This is a genomic window from Streptococcus infantis, from assembly GCF_047463275.1.
Classification (GTDB): Bacteria; Bacillota; Bacilli; order Lactobacillales; family Streptococcaceae; genus Streptococcus; species Streptococcus infantis_AF.
In genome coordinates, this window is sequence record NZ_JASHEE010000002.1 from 333464 (window position 1) to 353297 (window position 19834).

The following is a 19834-nucleotide window of genomic DNA, read 5'->3' on the forward strand; positions in this document are numbered from 1 at the left end:
CTTAGAGCTCCTTTCGATAGAAGCGACGGATAATATCTTCAATATCCGTATCTACCATCTTCAAATCGCGGACTTCAAAATCAGACAGGGTTTGTTTGATAATATCAGCTGATTGGTAGCGGGAACTATCAAATTCAATAATCAGGTTATTTCCTTGTCTATCAATGGACATATCAGGCAAGACTTCATAATGAGAGACGAGATGACTTTGACCTGGCATCAGCTCAAAGGAAAGAGTCTTCATCTTGCCAAAGGTCTCCTTGAGCTGGCTCACCGTCCCATCAAAAATCTCTTGCCCCTTGTCAATCATAAAAATCCGATCACAGAGTTGCTCAATGTCACTCAGATCGTGAGTGGTCAAGAGAATAGTTGTTTCTTCCTCTTGATTGATTTGAGTAATAGCCCGGCGAATGTTATCCTTGACCGACACATCCAAACCAATAGTCGGTTCATCTAAAAAGAGAACTTTGGGATTGTGAAGCAAGGAAGCCGCAATGTCCGCCCGCATCCGTTGTCCCAGTGAAAGAGTCCGCACAGGATCCTTGATAAATTCCTTCAAATCCAAAACTTCATTCAAAAAGTCCATGCGCTTATGGAAAAGCGAGTCCGGTACATCATAGATCTCTTTCAAAACCGTGTAGGTCTCTTGCAGTGCCAAATCCCACCATAGCTGGGTGCGTTGTCCGAAAACGACTCCAATATCCTTGACATAATCTTGGCGATTGTCCTGGGGAATCTTGCCGTTAATCCGACAATAGCCAGATGTCGGCTTTAAAATCCCTGTCAGCATTTTGATGGTTGTCGACTTCCCCGCACCATTTGCCCCGATAAATCCTAAAATCTGCCCTTTTGGAACTTCAAAAGTTAAATCCTTGACCGCTTCAAAGGTCTGCTTTTCAGGATGAATAAAGGAGCGCAAAGCTCCCTTTAACCCCGGCTCTTTAACTGTCTTCACAAAATTTTTCTGAAGATGTTGCACTTCTATCATTGCCATATCTATCTCCCTATCGTAAGAAGCAACATTGTATTTTTGACTACAAATATTCTAAATCCTTACTTTCTACACCTTCTCAATATTATTACAGAAGGATTTATACCAACCTATTATAATCCAATAAATAAAGGAATGCAAGCGTTTGCTTATAGATTTTGAAATTAGAAATTTCTCTCTTATAATAATGCTTTTAAACAAAAATTCTGGTTTATTAGTTTCCTTTAAACACCAAAAACCTGCCATTAGTGGCAGGCTACGAATTGTAAAAAGGCAAACTATTTTGATCAATATGAATCACTATTTAATCAAAGAACTAATCTTTCATAATTCTTTTCACAATCCCATTTCTATCAATTAGAAAACAATCTGGAAAGGTCATCTGCTCCCATTTTTCATAATCAAAACTGGAATCAAAATGATGTAGTAGTATTCCTATCAAATTCCCGTGTGAACTAAGTAAAATCGTTTTTTCTGAGTATCTCTCTTCCAATTCCATTAAAAAATTTAGTACTCTAGCTAGTGCATCTTGATTTGATTCCCCTCCTGAAAGAGATTCACTGGGATTTTGCCATAAATATTTAATACTGTCTTCAAACTCAGAATCTTTTATAAAGATTGAAGATAATTTTCGCTCTCGTAACCGATTATCAAGAACTATTTTATCAAATTGAATTGGCGAGCTATTAATCGTTTCAAATGCTCGTTTATAAGGACTAGAAAAATAATGATCAATATTAAAAGAATTCAAAAACTCTAACTGGTCAAGAGATGAAAATCCTTTTTCTGACAAAGTTCTATTAAAATCATCACTTGAAAATTTTGAATGAGCATGTCTAAGTAAAATATAAGAATTATTCATAAGTCATTACCTTTCAATTATTGTCATCAGTATAAAATTTAAATAATCTCTAAACCATCAATTACTCTTTAAAAATTCTTCAATCTGAGAAACTATTTCATGACTTTGATAATAATAAAGTTCGTGAGGCGCGTCCATATAGATGACTTGAACATTAGACTGGTCACTAGAAAATTTTTCTGCATAATGCTGCCATTCGGATTGGCTAAAGGTCGTGCCTTGACCGTTAGAAACCAGTAATAAGGCTGGAATTTTAGGATTAATACTAGATGGAACTTTCTTGGCATTTTCCTTTACCAAACGGGATTCATGAAGCATGGCTTGTGACATCAACTGCTTATATGCTAGTAATTTATATTGTTGTCGTTCAGTTTCAGTCAGAGTTGGATTTTTTATATAAAAGGACTCAGGGAAATAGCGTAATAAGCCAATTTTACTGCTCCAATAAGCCACAGTAAGCAAGGCCTGATTATCCTTTAAATCCTCATAACTTGCTGGTAATGCCCAATCCAGACCAACCAAGGCTTTCACCTCATCAGGATACTTTTCCTGCCAAGCCAGACTTTCAAGACTAGCCATGGAATGAGACAGAATGATAAAAGGTCCTGATATATTTGCTTGTGATAGAGCTTGACGTGTCTCAGACAAAACTTCCATCACATCTCTGGATTGATTACTATCCTCGCTATAACCATAGCCAGCCCGCTCCACGATGACTACCTTATATTTTTTTGATAAGGAATCCGAAACATTCTTAAAGTCTAATATAGGTGAAGCAATTCCAGCACCTGAGAGAAATACTATTGTCTCTGGACCATCCCCTTCAACGTAAACATTGATTTTGTGCCCATTAACGAGAACAGTTTTACCCATAGGAGTTAGAGAGGCTTGCTCCTTTTCTAAGCTGATACGATGAAAGATAAATGTCCCTACTAAAAACAAGATAAGGAAACTAAGAAGGACAAGGACTGATTTTTTCAGTATTTTCATAGCATTATTGTACAAAAATTAGACTCTTTTAGCAACTTAAGTTTAAGAATTTTCCTGTATAATCTGTCTATATCCAGAAACAAAAAACCCACCTTCACAGGCGGGTTTCATTTTGTATGGTTCAGCTAGATTAAGCTTTACCTTCTGAACCGAATACGTCGATACGTTCTTCAACTGATGCTTGGATAGCTTTTACACCGTCAGCCAAGAATTTACGTGGGTCGAAGAGTTTCTTCTTGTCGTATTCTGCTTCGTTTGCTTCGTAGTCACGAGCAAATTTACGAGTAGCGTTAGCGAATGCGATTTGGCATTCAGTGTTAACGTTAACTTTAGCAACACCAAGTTTGATAGCTGCTTGGATTTGGTCGTCAGGAATACCTGATCCACCGTGCAATACGATTGGGAATCCTGGTACAGCTTCAGTCAATTTTTGCAAGTGGTCAAGGTGAAGACCTTTCCAGTTTGCAGGGTAAGGACCGTGGATGTTACCGATACCAGCCGCCAAGAAGTCGATACCAGTTGCAACCATTGCTTTAGCATCTTCGATTGGAGCCAATTCACCATCACCGATGATTCCGTCTTCTTCACCACCGATAGTTCCAACTTCAGCTTCTACTGATACACCATTTGCGTGAGCAAATTCTACAACTTTACGAGCTTTTTCAAGGTTTTCTTCAACTGGAAGGTGTGAACCATCAAACATAACTGAAGTATAACCAACTTGAATACACTCAAGTGCATCTTCGTAGTGACCATGGTCAAGGTGGATAGCTACTGGTACAGTGATACCCATTGATTCTACAAGGTTAGCGATCAAGTTGCGAGCAACTTTGTAACCACCCATGTATTTAGCAGCACCCATTGAAGTTTGGATCAAAACTGGAGCTTTTTTAGCTTCTGCTGCACGCAAGATAGCTTGAGTCCACTCAAGGTTGTTTGTGTTAAATCCACCAACTGCATAACCGTTGTCACGAGCTGCTTGGACAAATTTTTCTGCTGAAACGATTGCCATTTTATCAGGCCTCCTGTATATTTTTATGGGATATCCCATTTACATTGTTCATTTTATCACTTTTTGACAAAAAAATCTAGTTTTTCCTGTAGTTTAGATTGAATTTCTTCTATCTAAAAATATGGAACTCTCCTCAAAGTCCTAATTTTATAGGTCTTTAGGTAGGTTCATATAAAAGGCTAAGTGGTCTTCATAGCGTTCAAATCGATAGTCAATTTCTTCGTTTTCCAATAAACTTTTGACTACGAAGAGTCCCAAACCTGCTCCCTTACTTTGTCGACTAGAAACCGTAAAGGATTGTTCAAACTTATCTTGCTCCTCAGGTGTACAGGCGTTCTCAATGAAAACCCAGCCTTCTTCTGCCCCAATTTTTAGATAGCCTCCTTGAACAGAGTGTTTCACAGCATTACTGATAAGATTGGAAAGAATCAGCTTTAGTACCGAAGGATTTAGATAAGTTTGCTGGTCAGTCAGTTGATTCACAATTGAGATTTCCCTCTCTTTGGCTAATAAATCATAATCCTTTAAGAGAAAATCTGTCATTTCAAGAAGGTTGATTTCTTCTTTCTTATCTCGCAATTCTTGCACTGAAGAAAGAGATAAGATTTGCTGAACGTGGTGAGTCAAATCATCCACAATACCCAGAGAAACTCCCAGATAATGGTCCCGATCCTTATAGCGTCCAATATTTGCTTTCATATTCTCCAGAAGAATCTTTAGACTAGCTAGAGGTGTTTTCAGTTCATGGGAAGCACCTCGCAAAAACTCAACCTTCATCTTTTCCAGCTGGAGGATGGCCTCGTTCTTTTCATGCAAGTCTGCAATGACCGTCAAGAGATGCTGATAAAGGCTGTTGATTTGTTCTTTAAGATCGCCAATTTCATCCTTAGAATCCACGCACAACCTCACTTCTGCATCCAAATCCATCATCCGTCGAGTCACTCGTTTGATTTCCAAAATAGGAGCAACAATGGTTCTAGCATAGATAAAGGCGATGAGGAGCGAAATGATAAAAGACGCTAATAAAGTATAAGGCAGAAATTGAAGACTGATGTCTTCTGCTTCTTTCTGCAAATCCATAGAAGCTAAAAACTGCAAGGTCATGGTCTGACCATCCTTAGTTTGAACTTCTCTTTCCTCAATAACCAAGGAAGCCGTCTGTCGTTGTTTATCAATGGGAAGATTATCATTGACTTCCAACTTATCCTGAGTCATCTCTCCCTTAACAGCTCCCTTAATATCACTGCTTTTAGAATAAAGTTCAAGGACTTCCTGAATAGCTTGACTGTCCTTTCCTTGGAGAGACTGGGCAATTTCTGTAGCCTTTTGCCCGATGCTCTCCTGACGGTGACTGAGATAGGTCGGAGGAAAGAGGAAATAGATGGCCAAATGCAAACAAATAACCAAGGTAGAAAATACCGAGAAGGTATAGATAAAAATTTTTTTAAATAAACCTGAACGTCTCATTTTCTCTCCAATTTATAACCAACATTGCGCACGGTAAGAATACAGTCTAAATCCAATTTTTTCCGTAGTTCCTTGATATAGACATCGATCACTCTGTCAAAAGGAACCTCATCTGTCATCTTCCATACAGCATCGATAATCTGCGACCGTGTTAAGGCTCGACCTTCATTTCTTACCAGATAATCTAAAATTTCCAGCTCTTTTGCATTCACTGCAACTTCTTGACCAGCCACTTTGGCGCTATAACTGTCAAAGTCTACCTCGGTGTCCCTATAGGTAAAAATACGACCGGTATCATAATAACGTTTAAAGATGGCATCCACTCGTACTTTTAACAAAGATAGAGAAAAAGGCTTTTCCAAATAACCATCTGCTAATGCAGCAAAGGCACTCATCTTATATTCTTCGTCCTGAAAGGCTGTCAACATCAAGACCGGAACTTGGCTGCTTTTACGGATTTCTGACAAAACCTCTAAACCGTTGAGTTTCGGCATTTGAATATCTAAGAGAACCAAGGCAACTTGGTGATTTGAAAATTGTTCTAAGGCCTCAAGGCCATCTGCTGCCTGAATGGTTTCATAGCCACAATCCGTCAAATAGTCACTAATTCCCTCACGGATCATGTCCTCATCTTCTACAATTAGAATTTTCATATAAATCCTTTTCTATCAAAAATGCTACCTATATTATATCTCATTTGAATGAGAATAGGTAGCAGGTTTTTTATTCACTATCCAACAAGAGTTCTTTTGGTTGTTTAAAGAGGAGATTGCTTGAAGCAAGTGCCATAACTAGTACCACTAGAACTAATCCAAGTACAAAAATGATGGCAAAGTCAGAAGGTTGAATGGATATATCCAGACTTGAAAGTGTCTTACTAAAGCCGTCAACTTCTGCACCACCACCAAGATTAGAGGCTTGTGCTGCCTTACTAGCCTGCTTAGCCACATCTGATGTGACATTTGCAAGAACTGTATTTCCAATGGCACGAGCAGTATAGTTGGCTAGGAAATAAGCTGAAATAAGTGCTGGAATTGCAATCATTACTGCTTCTGTGATAAATTGTCCTAGAATACTTGCTTGTTTTAGACCAATTGAAAGGAGAATTCCAACCTCTTTACGACGGGCGTTAATCCATAGTGTCAGTAAGAGAGCAAGTAGAAGAACAGAGAAGCTCAAGCTACCCCAGAAGAGAAGATTAGCCATCTTGTACATGCCTGAGATAGATTGTTCGAGGGCAGGATAGTTAGATGAACTCTTAATCAAGCTATACATCTTCCAGTTGATTCCGTTGATAGATCCTAATTCTTGCATGACAGTATCTAGATTCTTATCTCCAGCTACAAAGAAGGTAGCATCTCCATAAATAGCTGTATCTTCTGTATAACCATAGAGTTGGGCTGCTGTGTGAATATCTGTGATAGCTGTATTCTCATAGAGTTCTTGTGAGTAGGTTACAGCAGATTTGTTATGTCCATCAAAAAGTCCTTTGATCGTTACTTCTACTGTTTCCTTGGCTCCTTTTTCATTATCTGCATCGTAGATATTGGAGTTCAGTTTGACCTTGTCACCAACTTTCCAGCCATGTTTAGCAGCCAAGTCTTTGTGCATGAGAATTTGGTATTTGTCATCATTTGTTAAATGTTCTCCTTCGACTAGTTTGTAAGAGCCTGACACAAACTTGTCTTCTTTAGAAGAGTCATTGACACCTGTTATCATCAAGCTACTTCCAAAACGTTGAGCTCGATCTGCAGTTAGATTTTTCTTGGTTTCAGGCGTTTCAATCAGTTCATAGCCTGTCAAATCACCGATAGCATTAATCCGTTTGATGTAGGATTCAATGGCCTTATTCTCAGTAATTTTTTTGATATCTTCACCTTTGATATTCCCCGCACCACGTGGAGTTCCTTGGTTGACCCTACGGTTGATTTGCATGGAGAAACTATTGGTGATATTTTTAAAGGTTTCTTGAGAAGCCTTGGCTGTCGCTCCCTTGATAGACAAGCCGACCAAACTCAAACTAGCCATCAAGAGAATGATAAGAAAGATCACAAGCGACTTGAAAAATTTTCTTGTGACGTAGGCAAATGCGTTGTGTAACATAAGATTCCTTTCTAGATTTACTTCGCTTATATGTTTTTATATTTCTTTATTTCCCTTAAATAGTGCGGACGGGAGCAACTTCATTTTAGAATTTCATCCCTAATTTTTGAGCCATCTGTCTCAAAAATCCCGTCCTAGATAATAACAAAGTTATTATCTAGGATACCACTATAGCGGGAAATAACTGTTTAAGAATCACTTCGTTTATAATTACTTAATAGTTTACTAAAGCAATTCCAAAAGTTTAAGAAGTAGACTCTATTTTTCAGTCAGTTTCTTATTCTTCAATTCAAGTGTAATATCTGACGCCTGTGCTACTTCCTTACTGTGGGTCACAACGATCACACACTTGCCTGTTTTCTCAGCAAGAGATTTGAGCAGGTCAATAATATCTCCAGCAGTCTTAGGATCCAAGTTCCCTGTTGGTTCATCGGCTAAAATCACTGGTGCTTCTGATACAAGGCTACGAGCAATGGCAACCCGTTGTTGCTGTCCACCTGATAATTGGAGAACATTCCGCTTGATTTGACTTTCATCTAAACCAAGTTCAAGAAGGGTGTCCTTGCTAGCTTTTTTATTAACCAAGCGGATATTTTCCAATGGAGAAAGATAATCAATCAAGTTATAGTTTTGGAAAACCAAAGAAATATGGTGCATGCGGTGATAAGAATATCCTTGTTCACGAATATCCTTGCCTTCGAATAGGATAGCACCTTCGACTGGGCTATCAAGTCCTGCTAAGAGAGATAAGAGTGTTGACTTCCCAGCTCCTGATTCTCCGATAATACTATAAAACTTACCAGGTTCAAAATCGTAATTGATTTTATATAATACTGCTTCTGCAGTGTTTTTATAACGATAAGTAAGATCTTGTAATTGTAGTAAAGTCATGATTTCTCCTTTATTAACTGATGGATGATAAAATTTCTTTCGGTGATTTTCTAAATAAAAATAGGAAACAAAGTGCAACTGACAAGCAGCTGATGATAAGTAGGAAGATATAAGATTCTCCAAATGATAGAAGACTTGTTGAAAGACTCGTTGCCTTTGCTAGCGTATCTTGTAGGGCAGCTTGGTCGCCACTTGCTAGTACAGTCTTCAAGAGATAGGAAGTAATGGCATTGCCAGCTACAAATGAAGGCAGAATAGATGCCAATGAAACTAGGATGACTTCCAGGCAGAATTGGCTAAAGATTGCTATTTTCCCTTTACCTAGTGCCAATAAAATACCAACCTCGTAAACTCGCTCTCGTAACCAAAGTGACAAGACCAAGATCAGGGCTCCTACACCAGCAATCATAATACCATAGAGGAAAATCTGTAGGAAGGTTTGGAAGGTCGAAACTGAATCCTTGATTTGTTCAAAAGCCTTATTTTCCTTTTCAACTTGGTAACCTTGGTTTTCCAGAGATAACTTTTCAACCTCTTGAATGATACTATCCATATCTTTTGGATTTTCTAGATAGAAACGAGCGGCGCTAACTTGAGCTTCCTTATTTCCAAGAAGAGTTTGGCTACTTTCGTAGTCTGTATAGACCGTGTTTTCACTAAAGTCTGACGAAAGACCAGTGAATTTCTCTTGCTTCTTACCTGAGAAAATACCTACGATTTCATAGTCTAGCCTTTGTCCACTATTTTCTTCGACTTGAGCAGGATTTAAGCTAATCTTATCCCCAAGTTTTAGGTTATTCTTCTTAGCCAATTCCTCGTGGACTAATATTTTCTGGTTATCTTCTTTTTGTAGATGTCTTCCTTCTTTAAGGGTAAAGGCGGAACTTGTAAAAGAAACATCCTTGGAAGAATCTTCCAAAGCAATCAAACTGATAAGATTTTTTTCAGCCTCTGTCAAATCATCCCTTTGGATACTTTGTTCTCCAGTAACGACTTCTTTGTCAGTTAACTTAGCTATTGTTTCTAGCTCAGGTGAAATCTTCTCAAGACCCTTTATCTTTTTAAGGTCATCTAGTTGAGACAGTTGAAAAGTCTGATCTGCTTCTATTCTTTTAATCGAAAAAGATGTATTCAATGAGCGATAGAGATTATTTTCTACTGTTTTGTTGGACTTCATGAGCGTCAAACAAGCCGATATTCCAGCCAATAAGACAAATAGAATTAAGAATAATATGAGACTTCTCAGTCGTTTTCTGCTGACGTAAGCCCATGCTCTTTGAGTGGGATTCATATAGCACCTCCATATTTGTAAAACCATTATAATATTCAAATATGAAATGCTTATGAAATAAGAAAAATTTATGAAATAAAATAAGCCAGTATTTCTACTGACTTTACATTTATAAATCACCCAGATTAAAACAGAGAAAATGCAGCAACTATCCCAGAGAAAATGTTAGCTAGTGCATGTATGATCCAACTTGTTAAAATAGACCCTCCAGCTTTTTTTTCATTCACAAAACCAAGATAAGCAGCGATTACTCCTGTAAACAAGGTAATAAAAAGAGTAATTTTTATAGATACAAGTGAGGCAAATAATATTCCATGAAGCAAACCAAAAGCGATAGCCTGTATCGTATTTGCAAAGAAAAATGGCATATGATTAACTAATCGTTTTAATAAAAACCCTCTGAATAAAAGTTCCTCAGGCAAAGAAGTCTGTAAAAAACTATAAATTAGTATACTTGGCAAAGCTTTAAGACCCATGCCGGAAAAAGTCGAAGTTGCCGTTTCTATACTACGTGTAAGAGGAAAGATGAACATAGAAAAAATTGTAAACAGGAGAAATCCACCAATTATCCATGCGATAAGATAAGAATCTTCAACCCTTTTAACAGCTTTTAGACCAATCCATTCCCCAAAAGATACTTTACCTCTCACTATTAAAAACCACCAGATAGAAGGTAGTAAAATAATAAAGAGAATTTGAATAAAGGCACTTATGATACGTTGAAGTTCATTAACCATCGTAATCCTCCTTTACATTTTTGAAATACCTATTTTAAATCAGGAAATACAAGTCTTTAACTATGAAAGCTTTCCCGATAATAACCGTTATAAACTAGGATAGATTAACTTTTCTAGACTACTACCTCTCTAATTTTTCAATACTGAACTTTTTGCCATCTTTTCTATCTATATTATAGCACTTTTTAAAAGAAAACAAAAAACATACAAAAAAACTAGCTTGTATGTTTTTCACTCTACCTATTTCAAAAAATAAAAAGCTAGCCAAAGCTAGCTCACTACTATGCGGAGAGAGGGACTTGAACCCTCACGACCTAAAGCGGTCACAGGATCCTTAGTCCTGCGCGTCTGCCAATTCCGCCATCCCCGCGTCGATTACTTTACTAGTATATCAACTTTGAAAAAAATTGTCAAGACTTTTTTCAGATTTTTTCATCTTGAAATGTATTATTCTGTAATTTCAAGCAAATTTTCATCAACCAATTTCGCACCAAGTGTATTCTTGAAATGTCCAAGTGCAAAGGCATGATTTTCAGGCCAAATGGATGCAACTGCTGGTTTGACAACTTCTATCTGATAACCAAGATTATAAGCATCAATGGCTGTATGCAAGACACAAATATCAGTAAGAACTCCTGTCAAAATGACTGTATCTACCCTACGCTCTCTGAGGCGGATATCCAAATCTGTTCCAGAAAAAGCCGAGTAATGACGTTTATCCATCCAGAAAACACGACTATCATCAGCATATTCCTGATAGAACTCGGCTAGTTTACCATACAAGTTTCGTCCACTAGTCCCAATAATATTATGTGGAGGGAATAGTTTACTTTCAGGATGAAAAACATCATTTTCTTCATGGGCATCGATGGTAAAAAAGATATAATCTCCACGTTCAAAAGCCTTTTGGGTCACATGATAGATATCATCGGATATTGCTTGAGCCGGAGCTCCCGCAGTCAGTTTCCCATGATCCGCTACAAAATCTTCTGTATAGTCAATAGAAATTAAAGCCTTAGCCATTAATAGTCCCTCTTTTTCACTTCTTCAAAAATATCTGGAATGAGAACTTTGAGATAGGTTCCTTTCATACCAAGAGAACGACTCTCAATAATCCCTGCCGATTCGAGTTTACGAAGGGCATTAACAATTACAGAACGAGTGATACCGATACGGTCTGCAATGACTGAAGCTGTTAATTGGCCTTCATTACCATTTAATTCAGCTAGAATAGCCGATACTGCTCTAAGTTCAGAGTAAGAAAGGGTATTAACCGCCATAGTTACTGCCGTACGACGACGAATATTTTTCTCATCTTCCTCACGTTGGAAGTTCAAGAGTTGAATTCCTACTACTGTGCTGGCAATTTCAACAAGAATTAAATCATCTTCTTCAAACTTCTTATCATTACGCCAAATAATCAAAGAACCCAAGCGAATACCAGAGACATGGATTGGAGCAATTGTTGTCAAACCATCTGGGAAATCAGAACGACTCTCAGTTGGGAAAATTGTCAAATCATGCTCTACTGGAAGATTGGCCTCCGTATCGTAGATCATGTTTGCACCTTGCACATAATCTTCTGGGAAAGTCTTTGATTGGAAGAATTGCTCTACTCGGTCATTATTAGTTTTGTAGCGCATAAAGTAGCCCAACAAACGACCCTTGCTATTCACAATACAAGCGTTACAGTCAATAATATCTGCTAATTGACGTGTAATGGCATTATAAGGAAGCTCATCTTGTAATTGCTCCTCCGAACGCTTTAAAATTGATGTGATTTTTCTTGTTTTTTCTAATAAATGTGCCATTTTTTACCTCGCATATAATCGCTTTCATTATATCATAAAATTCTGACTACTTCAACAATTATCTGAAAATTGTTTATTGAATTGCAATTCAAGTGTATTCGAAAAATTTTCCTATTTTTTTTAATTTTCTTATTGACAGCTTCCTGATCTTTTGATAGAATAACATTACAAGATAACAAATTTATAAATACAAACTTCTCGTATTACTTTTCATATGACTCTCGGTCTCCTTATATATAAAAGCGATCCACCTCAGTGAACCGCTTTTTTTGTTATTTATCTCCTTTGTTACGAATAACAAATCCTGTTTTCTTCTCGCTTGAAGTATTGCGTGGTTTTTTAGTATCCTTACGGTAACGCTTCTCTTTATCAAAGCGATCCTTTGAACGTCCACCTTTACGATAGTCATCACGACGTCCATTGCCACGGCGATCACGATCTCGACGGTCATCCCCACGACGGCCTCCTCGACCACCCTTGCCTTTGCCACCGAAGCCACCACCAGATGGTTTAAATGGTAAAGGTTTTTCACGTGCAATCTCAACCTCAGGAAGACTATCTGGGTCTTGAACAGTTAAGCTGAGGATATACATGGCCAATTCTTCAGGGCTGAATTCTGAGGCCAATTGACGAGCATCCTTGCCAAACTTCTCAAAGTTACTACGAATCTCCTCATTCGCAAAATCACGTTCAATTTTCTTAAGAGCTACTTGCTTCTTAGCTTGGAAGGCTTCTTCTGCACTTGCAGGCTTGAGACCTTTCATACGTTTCTTAGTCAAGTTCTCAATGATTTGGAGATAACCCATTTCATTAGGTGAAACGAAGGTAATAGACTGACCTGACTTACCTGCACGTCCTGTACGACCGATACGGTGAACATAACTCTCAGGGTCTTGTGGGATATCGTAGTTGTAGACATGAGTCACACCTGAAATATCCAAACCACGAGCAGCAACGTCTGTTGCAACGAGGACATCAAGGTTGCCATTTTTAAAATCACGAAGGACACGAAGACGTTTGTTTTGGTCCAAATCTCCATGAATCCCTTCTGCACGGAAACCACGGATTTTAAGCCCACGAGTCAACTCATCCACACGACGTTTGGTACGACCAAAAACGATTGACAACTCAGGTTGATCAACATCCATAAGACGAGTCATGGTGTCGAATTTTTCTTGTTCTTTAACACGGATATAGTACTGGTCTACTAATTCTGTAGTTAATTCTTTGGCAGCAATCTTCACATGCTCAGGTTCTTTCATGAACTGAACACCAATACGTTTGATAGCATCTGGCATAGTCGCTGAAAAGAGCAAGGTTTGACGATTTTCTGGTACACGAGAGATGATATCTTCAATATCTTCAAGGAATCCCATGTTCAGCATTTCATCTGCTTCGTCTAAGATCAAGGTTTCAATATCATGTAATTTCAGAGCCTTGCGTTTAATCAAGTCAAGTAAACGTCCTGGTGTTCCTACTACGATATGAGCCCCTGATTTAAGAGCCTTGATTTGTTTTTCAATACTTGAACCACCGTAGACTGAACGGACTTTCACACCTTTACTACGGCCAAATCGGAAAAGCTCTTCCTGACTTTGAACAGCCAGTTCACGAGTTGGGGCAATCACCAAAGCTTGGATAGTTGCTTCTTCTGTACGAATTTTTTCAAGGGTTGGTAAGCCAAAGGCTGCTGTTTTCCCTGTACCAGTCTGTGCTTGACCGATAACATCTTTTCCCTCAAGAGCCAAAGGAATAGTTTGCTCTTGGATAGGACTTGCTTCTACAAATCCTGCTTTTTCAATTTCTGCTAATAAATCAGCAGAAAGATTAAATTCATTAAATTTCACGTTATTCTTCTTTCTAAAGATGGTGCGAAGCCATCCTATAGCGCTTAGTTTATACTTTTCTTGTCATGACGTACTTTCAGTTTTTATGAAAGATCGTGTTGCTTCTTTTCCACTAAAGAAAAGTACTGCTTTCTTTGCAACTTATCTAGTATAACACAAGAAGGAGGCAAAAGATAGTCAGACCCTCTGATTAAATCATGTAAACGATTTTTTTATTTTTTTGACTTGATTCTCAAAAGCTTTCGTGTGACTAATTTAGTCCAATATTTTTTCCCGTAGCAGAATTGTGAAAAAAATTTTTTCTTGTGCTAGAATGAAATCATACAGGAGGATTTAAAAATGTTAACATACGATTTAATTGTTATTGGATTTGGTAAGGCAGGTAAAACTCTTGCTGGGAAACTAGCTTCAGCTGGTAAAAAAGTTGCCCTTATCGAACGCAACAAGGCTATGTACGGTGGAACTTGTATCAACATCGGTTGTATTCCAACTAAAACCTTGTTAGTTGCCGCAGAGAAGGGCTTGTCATTTGACGAGGTTATGGCAACTAAAAACACTGTTACTACACGCCTCAATGGTAAAAACTATGCTACTATCGCTGGTACTGGAGTTGATATCATTGATGCCGAAGCCCACTTTGTTTCTAATAAAGTCATCGAAATTCAAGCTGGTGATGAAAAACAAGAACTAACTGCTGAAACAATTGTCATCAACACTGGTGCTATTTCAAATGTATTGCCTATTCCAGGCTTAGCTACTAGCAAGAATGTCTTTGATTCAACTGGTATCCAAAACTTGGACAAATTGCCTGAAAAACTCGGAATTCTTGGTGGTGGCAATATCGGTCTTGAGTTTGCTGGTCTCTACAATAAACTTGGAAGCAAGGTAACAGTCCTAGATGCTCTAGATACTTTCCTACCTCGCGCAGAACCTTCCATCGCAGCTCTTGCTAAACAATACATGGAAGAAGACGGCATTGAACTCCTTCAAAACATCCATACTACTGAAATCAAAAACGATGGTGACCAAGTTCTTGTCGTGACAGAGAATGAAACCTACCGTTTCGATGCCCTTCTCTACGCAACTGGACGTAAACCAAATGTAGAACCACTTCAACTTGAAAATACAGATATTCAACTAACTGAACGTGGTGCGATCAAGGTGGACAAACACTGTCAAACAAACGTTCCTGGTGTCTTTGCAGTTGGAGATGTCAACGGTGGACTTCAATTTACCTACATTTCACTAGATGACTTCCGTGTTGTTTACAGCTACCTTGCTGGTGATGGCAGCTACACACTTGAAGACCGTCTCAATGTTCCAAACACTATGTTTATCACACCTGCCCTTTCACAAGTTGGTTTGACTGAAAGCCAAGCAGCTGATTTGAAACTTCCATACGCTGTTAAGGAAATCCCTGTTGCTGCTATGCCTCGTGGTCATGTAAATGGTGACCTTCGTGGAGCCTTCAAAGCTGTTGTCAACACTGAAACTAAAGAAATTCTAGGTGCAACTATCTTTTCAGAAGGATCACAAGAAATCATCAACATTATTACTGTTGCTATGGACAACAAAATCCCATACACTTACTTCACAAAACAAATCTTCACTCACCCAACATTGGCTGAAAACTTGAATGACTTGTTTGCGATTTAATTATAGAAAGCAGTCCGATAGCGGGCTGTTTTTCTTTTTCTAAAATCTCAAATCTGTCTTTTCCAGCATTTATGATATAATAGAAACATGAAATTAAAAACTACTTTGGGCCTTCTTGCTGGGCGTTCTTCTCATTTTATTTTGAGCCGTCTTGGCCGTGGAAGTACGCTCCCTGGAAAACTCGCCCTTCAATTTGATAAAGATATTCTACAAAATTTAGCGAAAAACTACGAAATTGTTGTGGTAACTGGAACTAATGGAAAAACCTTGACGACCGCTCTCACTGTCGGTATCCTAAAGGAAATTTATGGTCAAGTGTTAACCAATCCAAGTGGTGCCAACATGATCACAGGGATTACGACTACTTTCTTGACTGCAAAATCTTCAAAAACTGGAAAAAATATAGCAGTACTTGAAATCGACGAAGCTAGTCTCTCACATATCTGTGACTACATCCATCCTAGTCTTTTCGTTATCACCAATATTTTCCGCGATCAAATGGACCGCTACGGTGAGATTTATACAACCTACAACATGATACTGGATGCTATTCGAAAAGTTCCTACTGCTACTGTTCTGCTAAACGGTGATAGTCCGCTTTTCTATAAACCTGCAATTCCAAATCCTGTTCAATATTTTGGTTTTGATTTGGAAAAAGGTCCAGCAAAGCTTGCTCACTACAATACTGAAGGTATCCTCTGCCCTGACTGTCAAAGTATTTTGAAATATGAACTCAATACTTATGCTAACTTGGGAGCTTATATCTGTGAAAATTGTGGATGTAAACGACCTGACTTGGACTACCGTTTGACAGAATTGGTTGAGTTGACTAACAATCGTTCTCGTTTTGTTATTGATGGTCAGGAATATGGTATTCAAATCGGTGGTCTCTACAACATCTACAATGCTCTGGCTGCAGTTGCTATCGCTCGTTACCTAGGCGCTGATTCTCAACTGATTAAACAAGGATTTGACAAGAGTCGTGCTGTCTTTGGACGACAAGAAACCTTCCATATCGGTGACAAGGAATGCACACTGGTTCTTATTAAAAATCCTGTTGGTGCTACCCAAGCTATTGAAATGATTAAACTCGCTCCTTATCCATTTAGTCTATCTGTTCTCCTCAATGCAAATTATGCAGACGGGATTGATACCAGCTGGATTTGGGATGCTGACTTTGAGCAAATTACGGATATGGACATTCCTGAAATCAACGCTGGAGGCGTTCGTCATTCTGAAATTGCTCGTCGTCTACGTGTTACTGGCTATCCAGCTGACAAGATCACTGAAACAAGTAGCCTGGAACAAGTTCTCAAAACGATCGAAGCTCAAGACTGCAAGCATGCCTATATCCTTGCGACTTATACGGCTATGCTAGAATTCCGAGAATTACTAGCCAATCGTCAGCTGGTTAGAAAGGAGATGAACTAATGGTTTATACTTCACTTTCCTCAAAAGACGGCAATTATCCTTACCAACTAAATATCGCCCACCTCTATGGGAATCTCATGAACACCTACGGAGATAATGGAAACATCCTCATGCTCAAGTACGTCGCTGAAAAGCTAGGTGCTCATGTAACAGTTGATATCGTTTCGCTTCATGATAATTTCGATGAAAATCACTACGACATCGCCTTTTTCGGCGGTGGTCAAGACTTTGAACAGAGTATCATTGCTAGTGATTTGCCTGCTAAAAAAGAAAGTATCGACAACTTTATCCAAAATGATGGTGTCGTCCTTGCTATCTGTGGTGGCTTCCAGCTATTAGGCCAATACTATATTGAAGCTTCTGGAAGACGCATCGAAGGTCTCGGTGTCATGGGACATTACACCCTCAACCAAACCAATAACCGATTCATTGGTGACATTAAAATTCATAACGAAGAATTTGATGAAACCTATTATGGTTTTGAAAACCACCAAGGCCGTACCTTCCTCTCAGATGATCAAAAACCACTCGGTCAGGTTGTTTACGGAAATGGCAACAACGAAGAAATGGTCGGTGAAGGTGTTCACTATAAAAATGTTTTCGGTTCTTATTTCCACGGGCCTATCTTATCTCGTAATGCCAACCTAGCCTATCGCTTGGTCACTACTGCTCTTAAGAAAAAATATGGTCAGGACATCGACCTTCCAGCTTATGAGGATATCCTTAGCCAAGAAGTTGCTGAAGAATACAGCGATGTTAAAAGCAAGGCAGACTTCAATTAATATTTAGTTTCCAACATGCTATTAGCTGTTGGAATTTTTTTAGGTTCTTTTCTCCTTCTTCCTTGCATTTTCTACTAATTTTTGCAAAAATAGAGGGGTAGAAAGAAGGTAGCATATGTCTAAATTACAACAAATCTTAACTTATCTTGAATCAGAAAAGCTAGACGTCGCTGTCGTATCTGACCCCGTCACAATTAATTACCTCACTGGCTTTTACAGTGATCCACACGAACGCCAGATGTTCCTCTTTGTCCTTGGAGATCAGGAACCACTTCTCTTCGTTCCAGCCCTTGAGGTTGAGCGTGCGACTAGCACTGTCTCATTTCCAGTAGTTGGCTACGTGGACTCTGAAAACCCATGGAAGAAAATCCAAAATGCTCTTCCACAGCTTGATTTCAAACGTGTAGCAGTTGAGTTTGACAATCTCATCTTGACTAAATACCACGGTTTGAAAACTGTCTTTGAAACTGCTGAGTTTGAGAACTTGACTCCATTGATCCAACGTATGCGCTTGATTAAATCAGCTGACGAAGTGCAAAAGATGATGGTTGCAGGTGTTTACGCCGACAAGTCTGTTAAAGTTGGTTTTGACAATATCTCTCTTGATAATACGGAAACTGATATCATTGCGCAAATCGATTTTGCTATGAAACGTGAAGGCTATGAAATGAGCTTCGACACCATGGTTTTGACTGGTGATAATGCTGCGAATCCACATGGTATTCCTGGAGCCAACAAGGTCGAAAACAATGCACTTCTCCTCTTTGACCTCGGTGTGATGGTGAATGGTTATGCATCAGATATGACTCGTACAGTCGCTGTTGGTAAACCAGACCAATTCAAGAAAGATATCTACAACTTGACCCTGGAAGCCCAACAAGCTGCCCTTGACTTTATCAAACCTGGTGTAACAGCTCATGAAGTAGACCGCGCTGCCCGTGAAGTTATCGAAAAAGCTGGCTACGGTGAGTACTTCAACCACCGTCTCGGTCACGGTATCGGTATGGATGTCCACGAGTTCCCATCCATCATGGAAGGAAACGACATGGTTATCGAAGAAGGCATGTGCTTCTCGGTTGAGCCTGGTATCTACATACCTGGTAAAGTCGGTGTTCGTATCGAGGACTGCGGTGTTGTTACCAAAGATGGTTTCGATCTGTTTACAAGCACTAGCAAAGATTTGCTTTATTTTGATTAAAAAGTAAATTATAAAAAATAAGATGGAAAAGTTATTCTTTTCCATCTTATTTTTTGATTTGATAATAAATTTTATCAGCTATATAACCTTTTCGTTCAACTGCATTAGGAATCGTCTTCCAAAAAGTCATACCCGCCTTTTCCATAACACGACCAGAGGCGGGATTTAAACTTGCATAGCAAGCATTAACCTCTTTAAATCTAATCTCATCCAAACAGTATGATAAAACAGCCTTCAAGGCTTCTGTCATGAGTCCTCGTCCCCAGTAGTCCATCCCTAAGATATATCCAATCTCACAGCTAGACTTTTCTTCATCCACACTGACCAGACTAATATCTCCAATGACATAGTCTGGATTATCTTTGAGACAAATGGCCCATTTGTAATAGTTAGGATTGTCGTAGGATGCTACCCAATTGCCAATAGAATTTCTAGTCTGTTCGACATTCAGGTGTGGATTCCAAGTCACATAAGTCAGATTTTCTGAGCGTGAAGCCCAATTATCAAACATGGCTTGAGCATCACCTTCCACAAATCTCTTCAAGATCAATCGTTCAGTTTCTATTGGTTGTGTACCTAGTGCTTTCATAATCGTAACTCGCTTTCTATTTTATGGATGGGCTCAAACTTGCATTGCCCTATCTCAGTCTCCTATTTCAAGTTATAAAGTGAAAAAGGTCCTCCGGACCTTCTTCGCTTTCTTATTTCTAGGTGAGAGTGTAAAAACACTTTACTCATAAACATTGAGAAGACAACAGTTTCCTC

Annotated in this window: 18 protein-coding genes and 1 tRNA gene; 4 read left to right on the forward strand and 15 right to left on the reverse strand. The window is 38.8% G+C overall.

The genetic code is table 11. The annotated features are described in order from the left end of the window. Position 1: 1 nt before the first annotated feature. The 14 genes from QM923_RS04335 to QM923_RS04400 form a co-directional block, all read right to left on the reverse strand. Entirely contained in the window at positions 2–994 is a 993-nt protein-coding gene (locus tag QM923_RS04335) for an ABC transporter ATP-binding protein (RefSeq protein WP_414291007.1), read from the reverse strand. Between the two features lie 313 nt (positions 995–1307). Then, positions 1308–1853, reverse strand: a complete 546-nt coding sequence (locus tag QM923_RS04340) for a histidine phosphatase family protein (protein ID WP_414291008.1) — start codon at positions 1851–1853, stop codon at positions 1308–1310. A gap of 57 nt (positions 1854–1910) precedes the next feature. Beyond that, positions 1911–2843, reverse strand: coding sequence for an alpha/beta fold hydrolase (locus QM923_RS04345; RefSeq protein ID WP_414291009.1), 933 nt, complete (start codon positions 2841–2843; stop codon positions 1911–1913). Between the two features lie 130 nt (positions 2844–2973). Further along, on the reverse strand, positions 2974–3855 hold the full coding sequence (locus QM923_RS04350) for a class II fructose-bisphosphate aldolase (protein WP_001019005.1): 882 nt from the start codon (positions 3853–3855) through the stop codon (positions 2974–2976). Positions 3856–4002: 147 nt separating this feature from the next. After that, on the reverse strand, positions 4003–5322 hold the full coding sequence (vncS, locus tag QM923_RS04355) for a sensor histidine kinase VncS (RefSeq protein WP_414291010.1): 1320 nt from the start codon (positions 5320–5322) through the stop codon (positions 4003–4005). Then, complete coding sequence (gene vncR, locus QM923_RS04360) at positions 5319–5975, reverse strand: response regulator transcription factor VncR (protein ID WP_414291011.1); 657 nt, start codon at positions 5973–5975, stop codon at positions 5319–5321. The genes vncS and vncR overlap by 4 nt, the downstream gene beginning before the upstream one ends. A 70-nt stretch (positions 5976–6045) precedes the next feature. Continuing rightward, on the reverse strand, positions 6046–7425 hold the full coding sequence (gene vex3 / locus QM923_RS04365; protein ID WP_414291012.1) for an ABC transporter permease subunit Vex3: 1380 nt from the start codon (positions 7423–7425) through the stop codon (positions 6046–6048). Between the two features lie 258 nt (positions 7426–7683). Then, positions 7684–8316, reverse strand: a complete 633-nt coding sequence (gene vex2, locus QM923_RS04370) for an ABC transporter ATP-binding subunit Vex2 (protein ID WP_195183665.1) — start codon at positions 8314–8316, stop codon at positions 7684–7686. A gap of 13 nt (positions 8317–8329) precedes the next feature. Continuing rightward, positions 8330–9607 (reverse strand): ABC transporter permease, encoded by a 1278-nt coding sequence (locus tag QM923_RS04375; protein ID WP_414291013.1) that lies wholly within the window; start codon positions 9605–9607, stop codon positions 8330–8332. A 125-nt stretch (positions 9608–9732) separates the two neighbouring features. Then, on the reverse strand, positions 9733–10344 hold the full coding sequence (locus QM923_RS04380) for a CPBP family intramembrane glutamic endopeptidase (protein ID WP_414291014.1): 612 nt from the start codon (positions 10342–10344) through the stop codon (positions 9733–9735). Between the two features lie 284 nt (positions 10345–10628). Beyond that, positions 10629–10714: transfer RNA gene (locus QM923_RS04385), tRNA-Leu, on the reverse strand. A gap of 77 nt (positions 10715–10791) precedes the next feature. Next, positions 10792–11367 carry a cysteine hydrolase family protein gene (locus QM923_RS04390; protein WP_414291015.1) on the reverse strand — a complete coding sequence of 192 codons (576 nt, stop codon included), beginning with the start codon at positions 11365–11367 and terminating at the stop codon, positions 10792–10794. Beyond that, complete coding sequence (gene codY / locus QM923_RS04395; protein WP_016466100.1) at positions 11367–12155, reverse strand: GTP-sensing pleiotropic transcriptional regulator CodY; 789 nt, start codon at positions 12153–12155, stop codon at positions 11367–11369. Before codY ends, QM923_RS04390 begins: the two co-directional genes overlap by 1 nt. Before the next feature lie 272 nt (positions 12156–12427). Further along, positions 12428–14002, reverse strand: coding sequence for a DEAD/DEAH box helicase (locus QM923_RS04400; protein ID WP_074324622.1), 1575 nt, complete (start codon positions 14000–14002; stop codon positions 12428–12430). Between the two features lie 339 nt (positions 14003–14341). Here QM923_RS04400 and QM923_RS04405 point away from each other — a divergent pair, with 339 nt between their 5' ends. The 4 genes from QM923_RS04405 to QM923_RS04420 all read left to right on the forward strand — a co-directional run bounded on the left by QM923_RS04405 (position 14342) and on the right by QM923_RS04420 (position 19069). Further along, complete coding sequence (locus QM923_RS04405) at positions 14342–15658, forward strand: FAD-containing oxidoreductase (RefSeq protein ID WP_414291016.1); 1317 nt, start codon at positions 14342–14344, stop codon at positions 15656–15658. Positions 15659–15745: 87 nt separating this feature from the next. After that, positions 15746–17089 carry a lipid II isoglutaminyl synthase subunit MurT gene (gene murT / locus QM923_RS04410; protein ID WP_414291017.1) on the forward strand — a complete coding sequence of 448 codons (1344 nt, stop codon included), beginning with the start codon at positions 15746–15748 and terminating at the stop codon, positions 17087–17089. Further along, positions 17089–17871, forward strand: coding sequence for a lipid II isoglutaminyl synthase subunit GatD (gatD, locus tag QM923_RS04415; RefSeq protein ID WP_414291018.1), 783 nt, complete (start codon positions 17089–17091; stop codon positions 17869–17871). Before murT ends, gatD begins: the two co-directional genes overlap by 1 nt. Before the next feature lie 115 nt (positions 17872–17986). Then, entirely contained in the window at positions 17987–19069 is a 1083-nt protein-coding gene (locus tag QM923_RS04420) for a M24 family metallopeptidase (RefSeq protein ID WP_414291019.1), read from the forward strand. Positions 19070–19115: 46 nt separating this feature from the next. On the opposite strand, the gene QM923_RS04425 is transcribed toward QM923_RS04420, so the two are convergent. Continuing rightward, positions 19116–19658: a GNAT family N-acetyltransferase gene (locus QM923_RS04425; RefSeq protein ID WP_414291020.1), complete on the reverse strand. Its 543-nt coding sequence runs from the start codon at positions 19656–19658 to the stop codon at positions 19116–19118. Positions 19659–19834 lie beyond the last annotated feature (176 nt).

Bases quoted from the DNA above. Each gene is read 5' to 3' on its own strand.
- QM923_RS04335 (WP_414291007.1), bottom strand. From the start codon at position 994: ATGGCAATGATAGAAGTGCAACATCTTCAGAAAAATTTTGTGAAGACA.
- QM923_RS04340 (WP_414291008.1), bottom strand. From the start codon at position 1,853: ATGAATAATTCTTATATTTTACTTAGACATGCTCATTCAAAATTTTCA.
- QM923_RS04345 (WP_414291009.1), bottom strand. From the start codon at position 2,843: ATGAAAATACTGAAAAAATCAGTCCTTGTCCTTCTTAGTTTCCTTATC.
- QM923_RS04350 (WP_001019005.1), bottom strand. From the start codon at position 3,855: ATGGCAATCGTTTCAGCAGAAAAATTTGTCCAAGCAGCTCGTGACAAC.
- vncS (WP_414291010.1), bottom strand. From the start codon at position 5,322: ATGAGACGTTCAGGTTTATTTAAAAAAATTTTTATCTATACCTTCTCG.
- vncR (WP_414291011.1), bottom strand. From the start codon at position 5,975: ATGAAAATTCTAATTGTAGAAGATGAGGACATGATCCGTGAGGGAATT.
- vex3 (WP_414291012.1), bottom strand. From the start codon at position 7,425: ATGTTACACAACGCATTTGCCTACGTCACAAGAAAATTTTTCAAGTCG.
- vex2 (WP_195183665.1), bottom strand. From the start codon at position 8,316: ATGACTTTACTACAATTACAAGATCTTACTTATCGTTATAAAAACACT.
- QM923_RS04375 (WP_414291013.1), bottom strand. From the start codon at position 9,607: ATGAATCCCACTCAAAGAGCATGGGCTTACGTCAGCAGAAAACGACTG.
- QM923_RS04380 (WP_414291014.1), bottom strand. From the start codon at position 10,344: ATGGTTAATGAACTTCAACGTATCATAAGTGCCTTTATTCAAATTCTC.
- QM923_RS04390 (WP_414291015.1), bottom strand. From the start codon at position 11,367: ATGGCTAAGGCTTTAATTTCTATTGACTATACAGAAGATTTTGTAGCG.
- codY (WP_016466100.1), bottom strand. From the start codon at position 12,155: ATGGCACATTTATTAGAAAAAACAAGAAAAATCACATCAATTTTAAAG.
- QM923_RS04405 (WP_414291016.1), top strand. From the start codon at position 14,342: ATGTTAACATACGATTTAATTGTTATTGGATTTGGTAAGGCAGGTAAA.
- murT (WP_414291017.1), top strand. From the start codon at position 15,746: ATGAAATTAAAAACTACTTTGGGCCTTCTTGCTGGGCGTTCTTCTCAT.
- gatD (WP_414291018.1), top strand. From the start codon at position 17,089: ATGGTTTATACTTCACTTTCCTCAAAAGACGGCAATTATCCTTACCAA.
- QM923_RS04420 (WP_414291019.1), top strand. From the start codon at position 17,987: ATGTCTAAATTACAACAAATCTTAACTTATCTTGAATCAGAAAAGCTA.
- QM923_RS04425 (WP_414291020.1), bottom strand. From the start codon at position 19,658: ATGAAAGCACTAGGTACACAACCAATAGAAACTGAACGATTGATCTTG.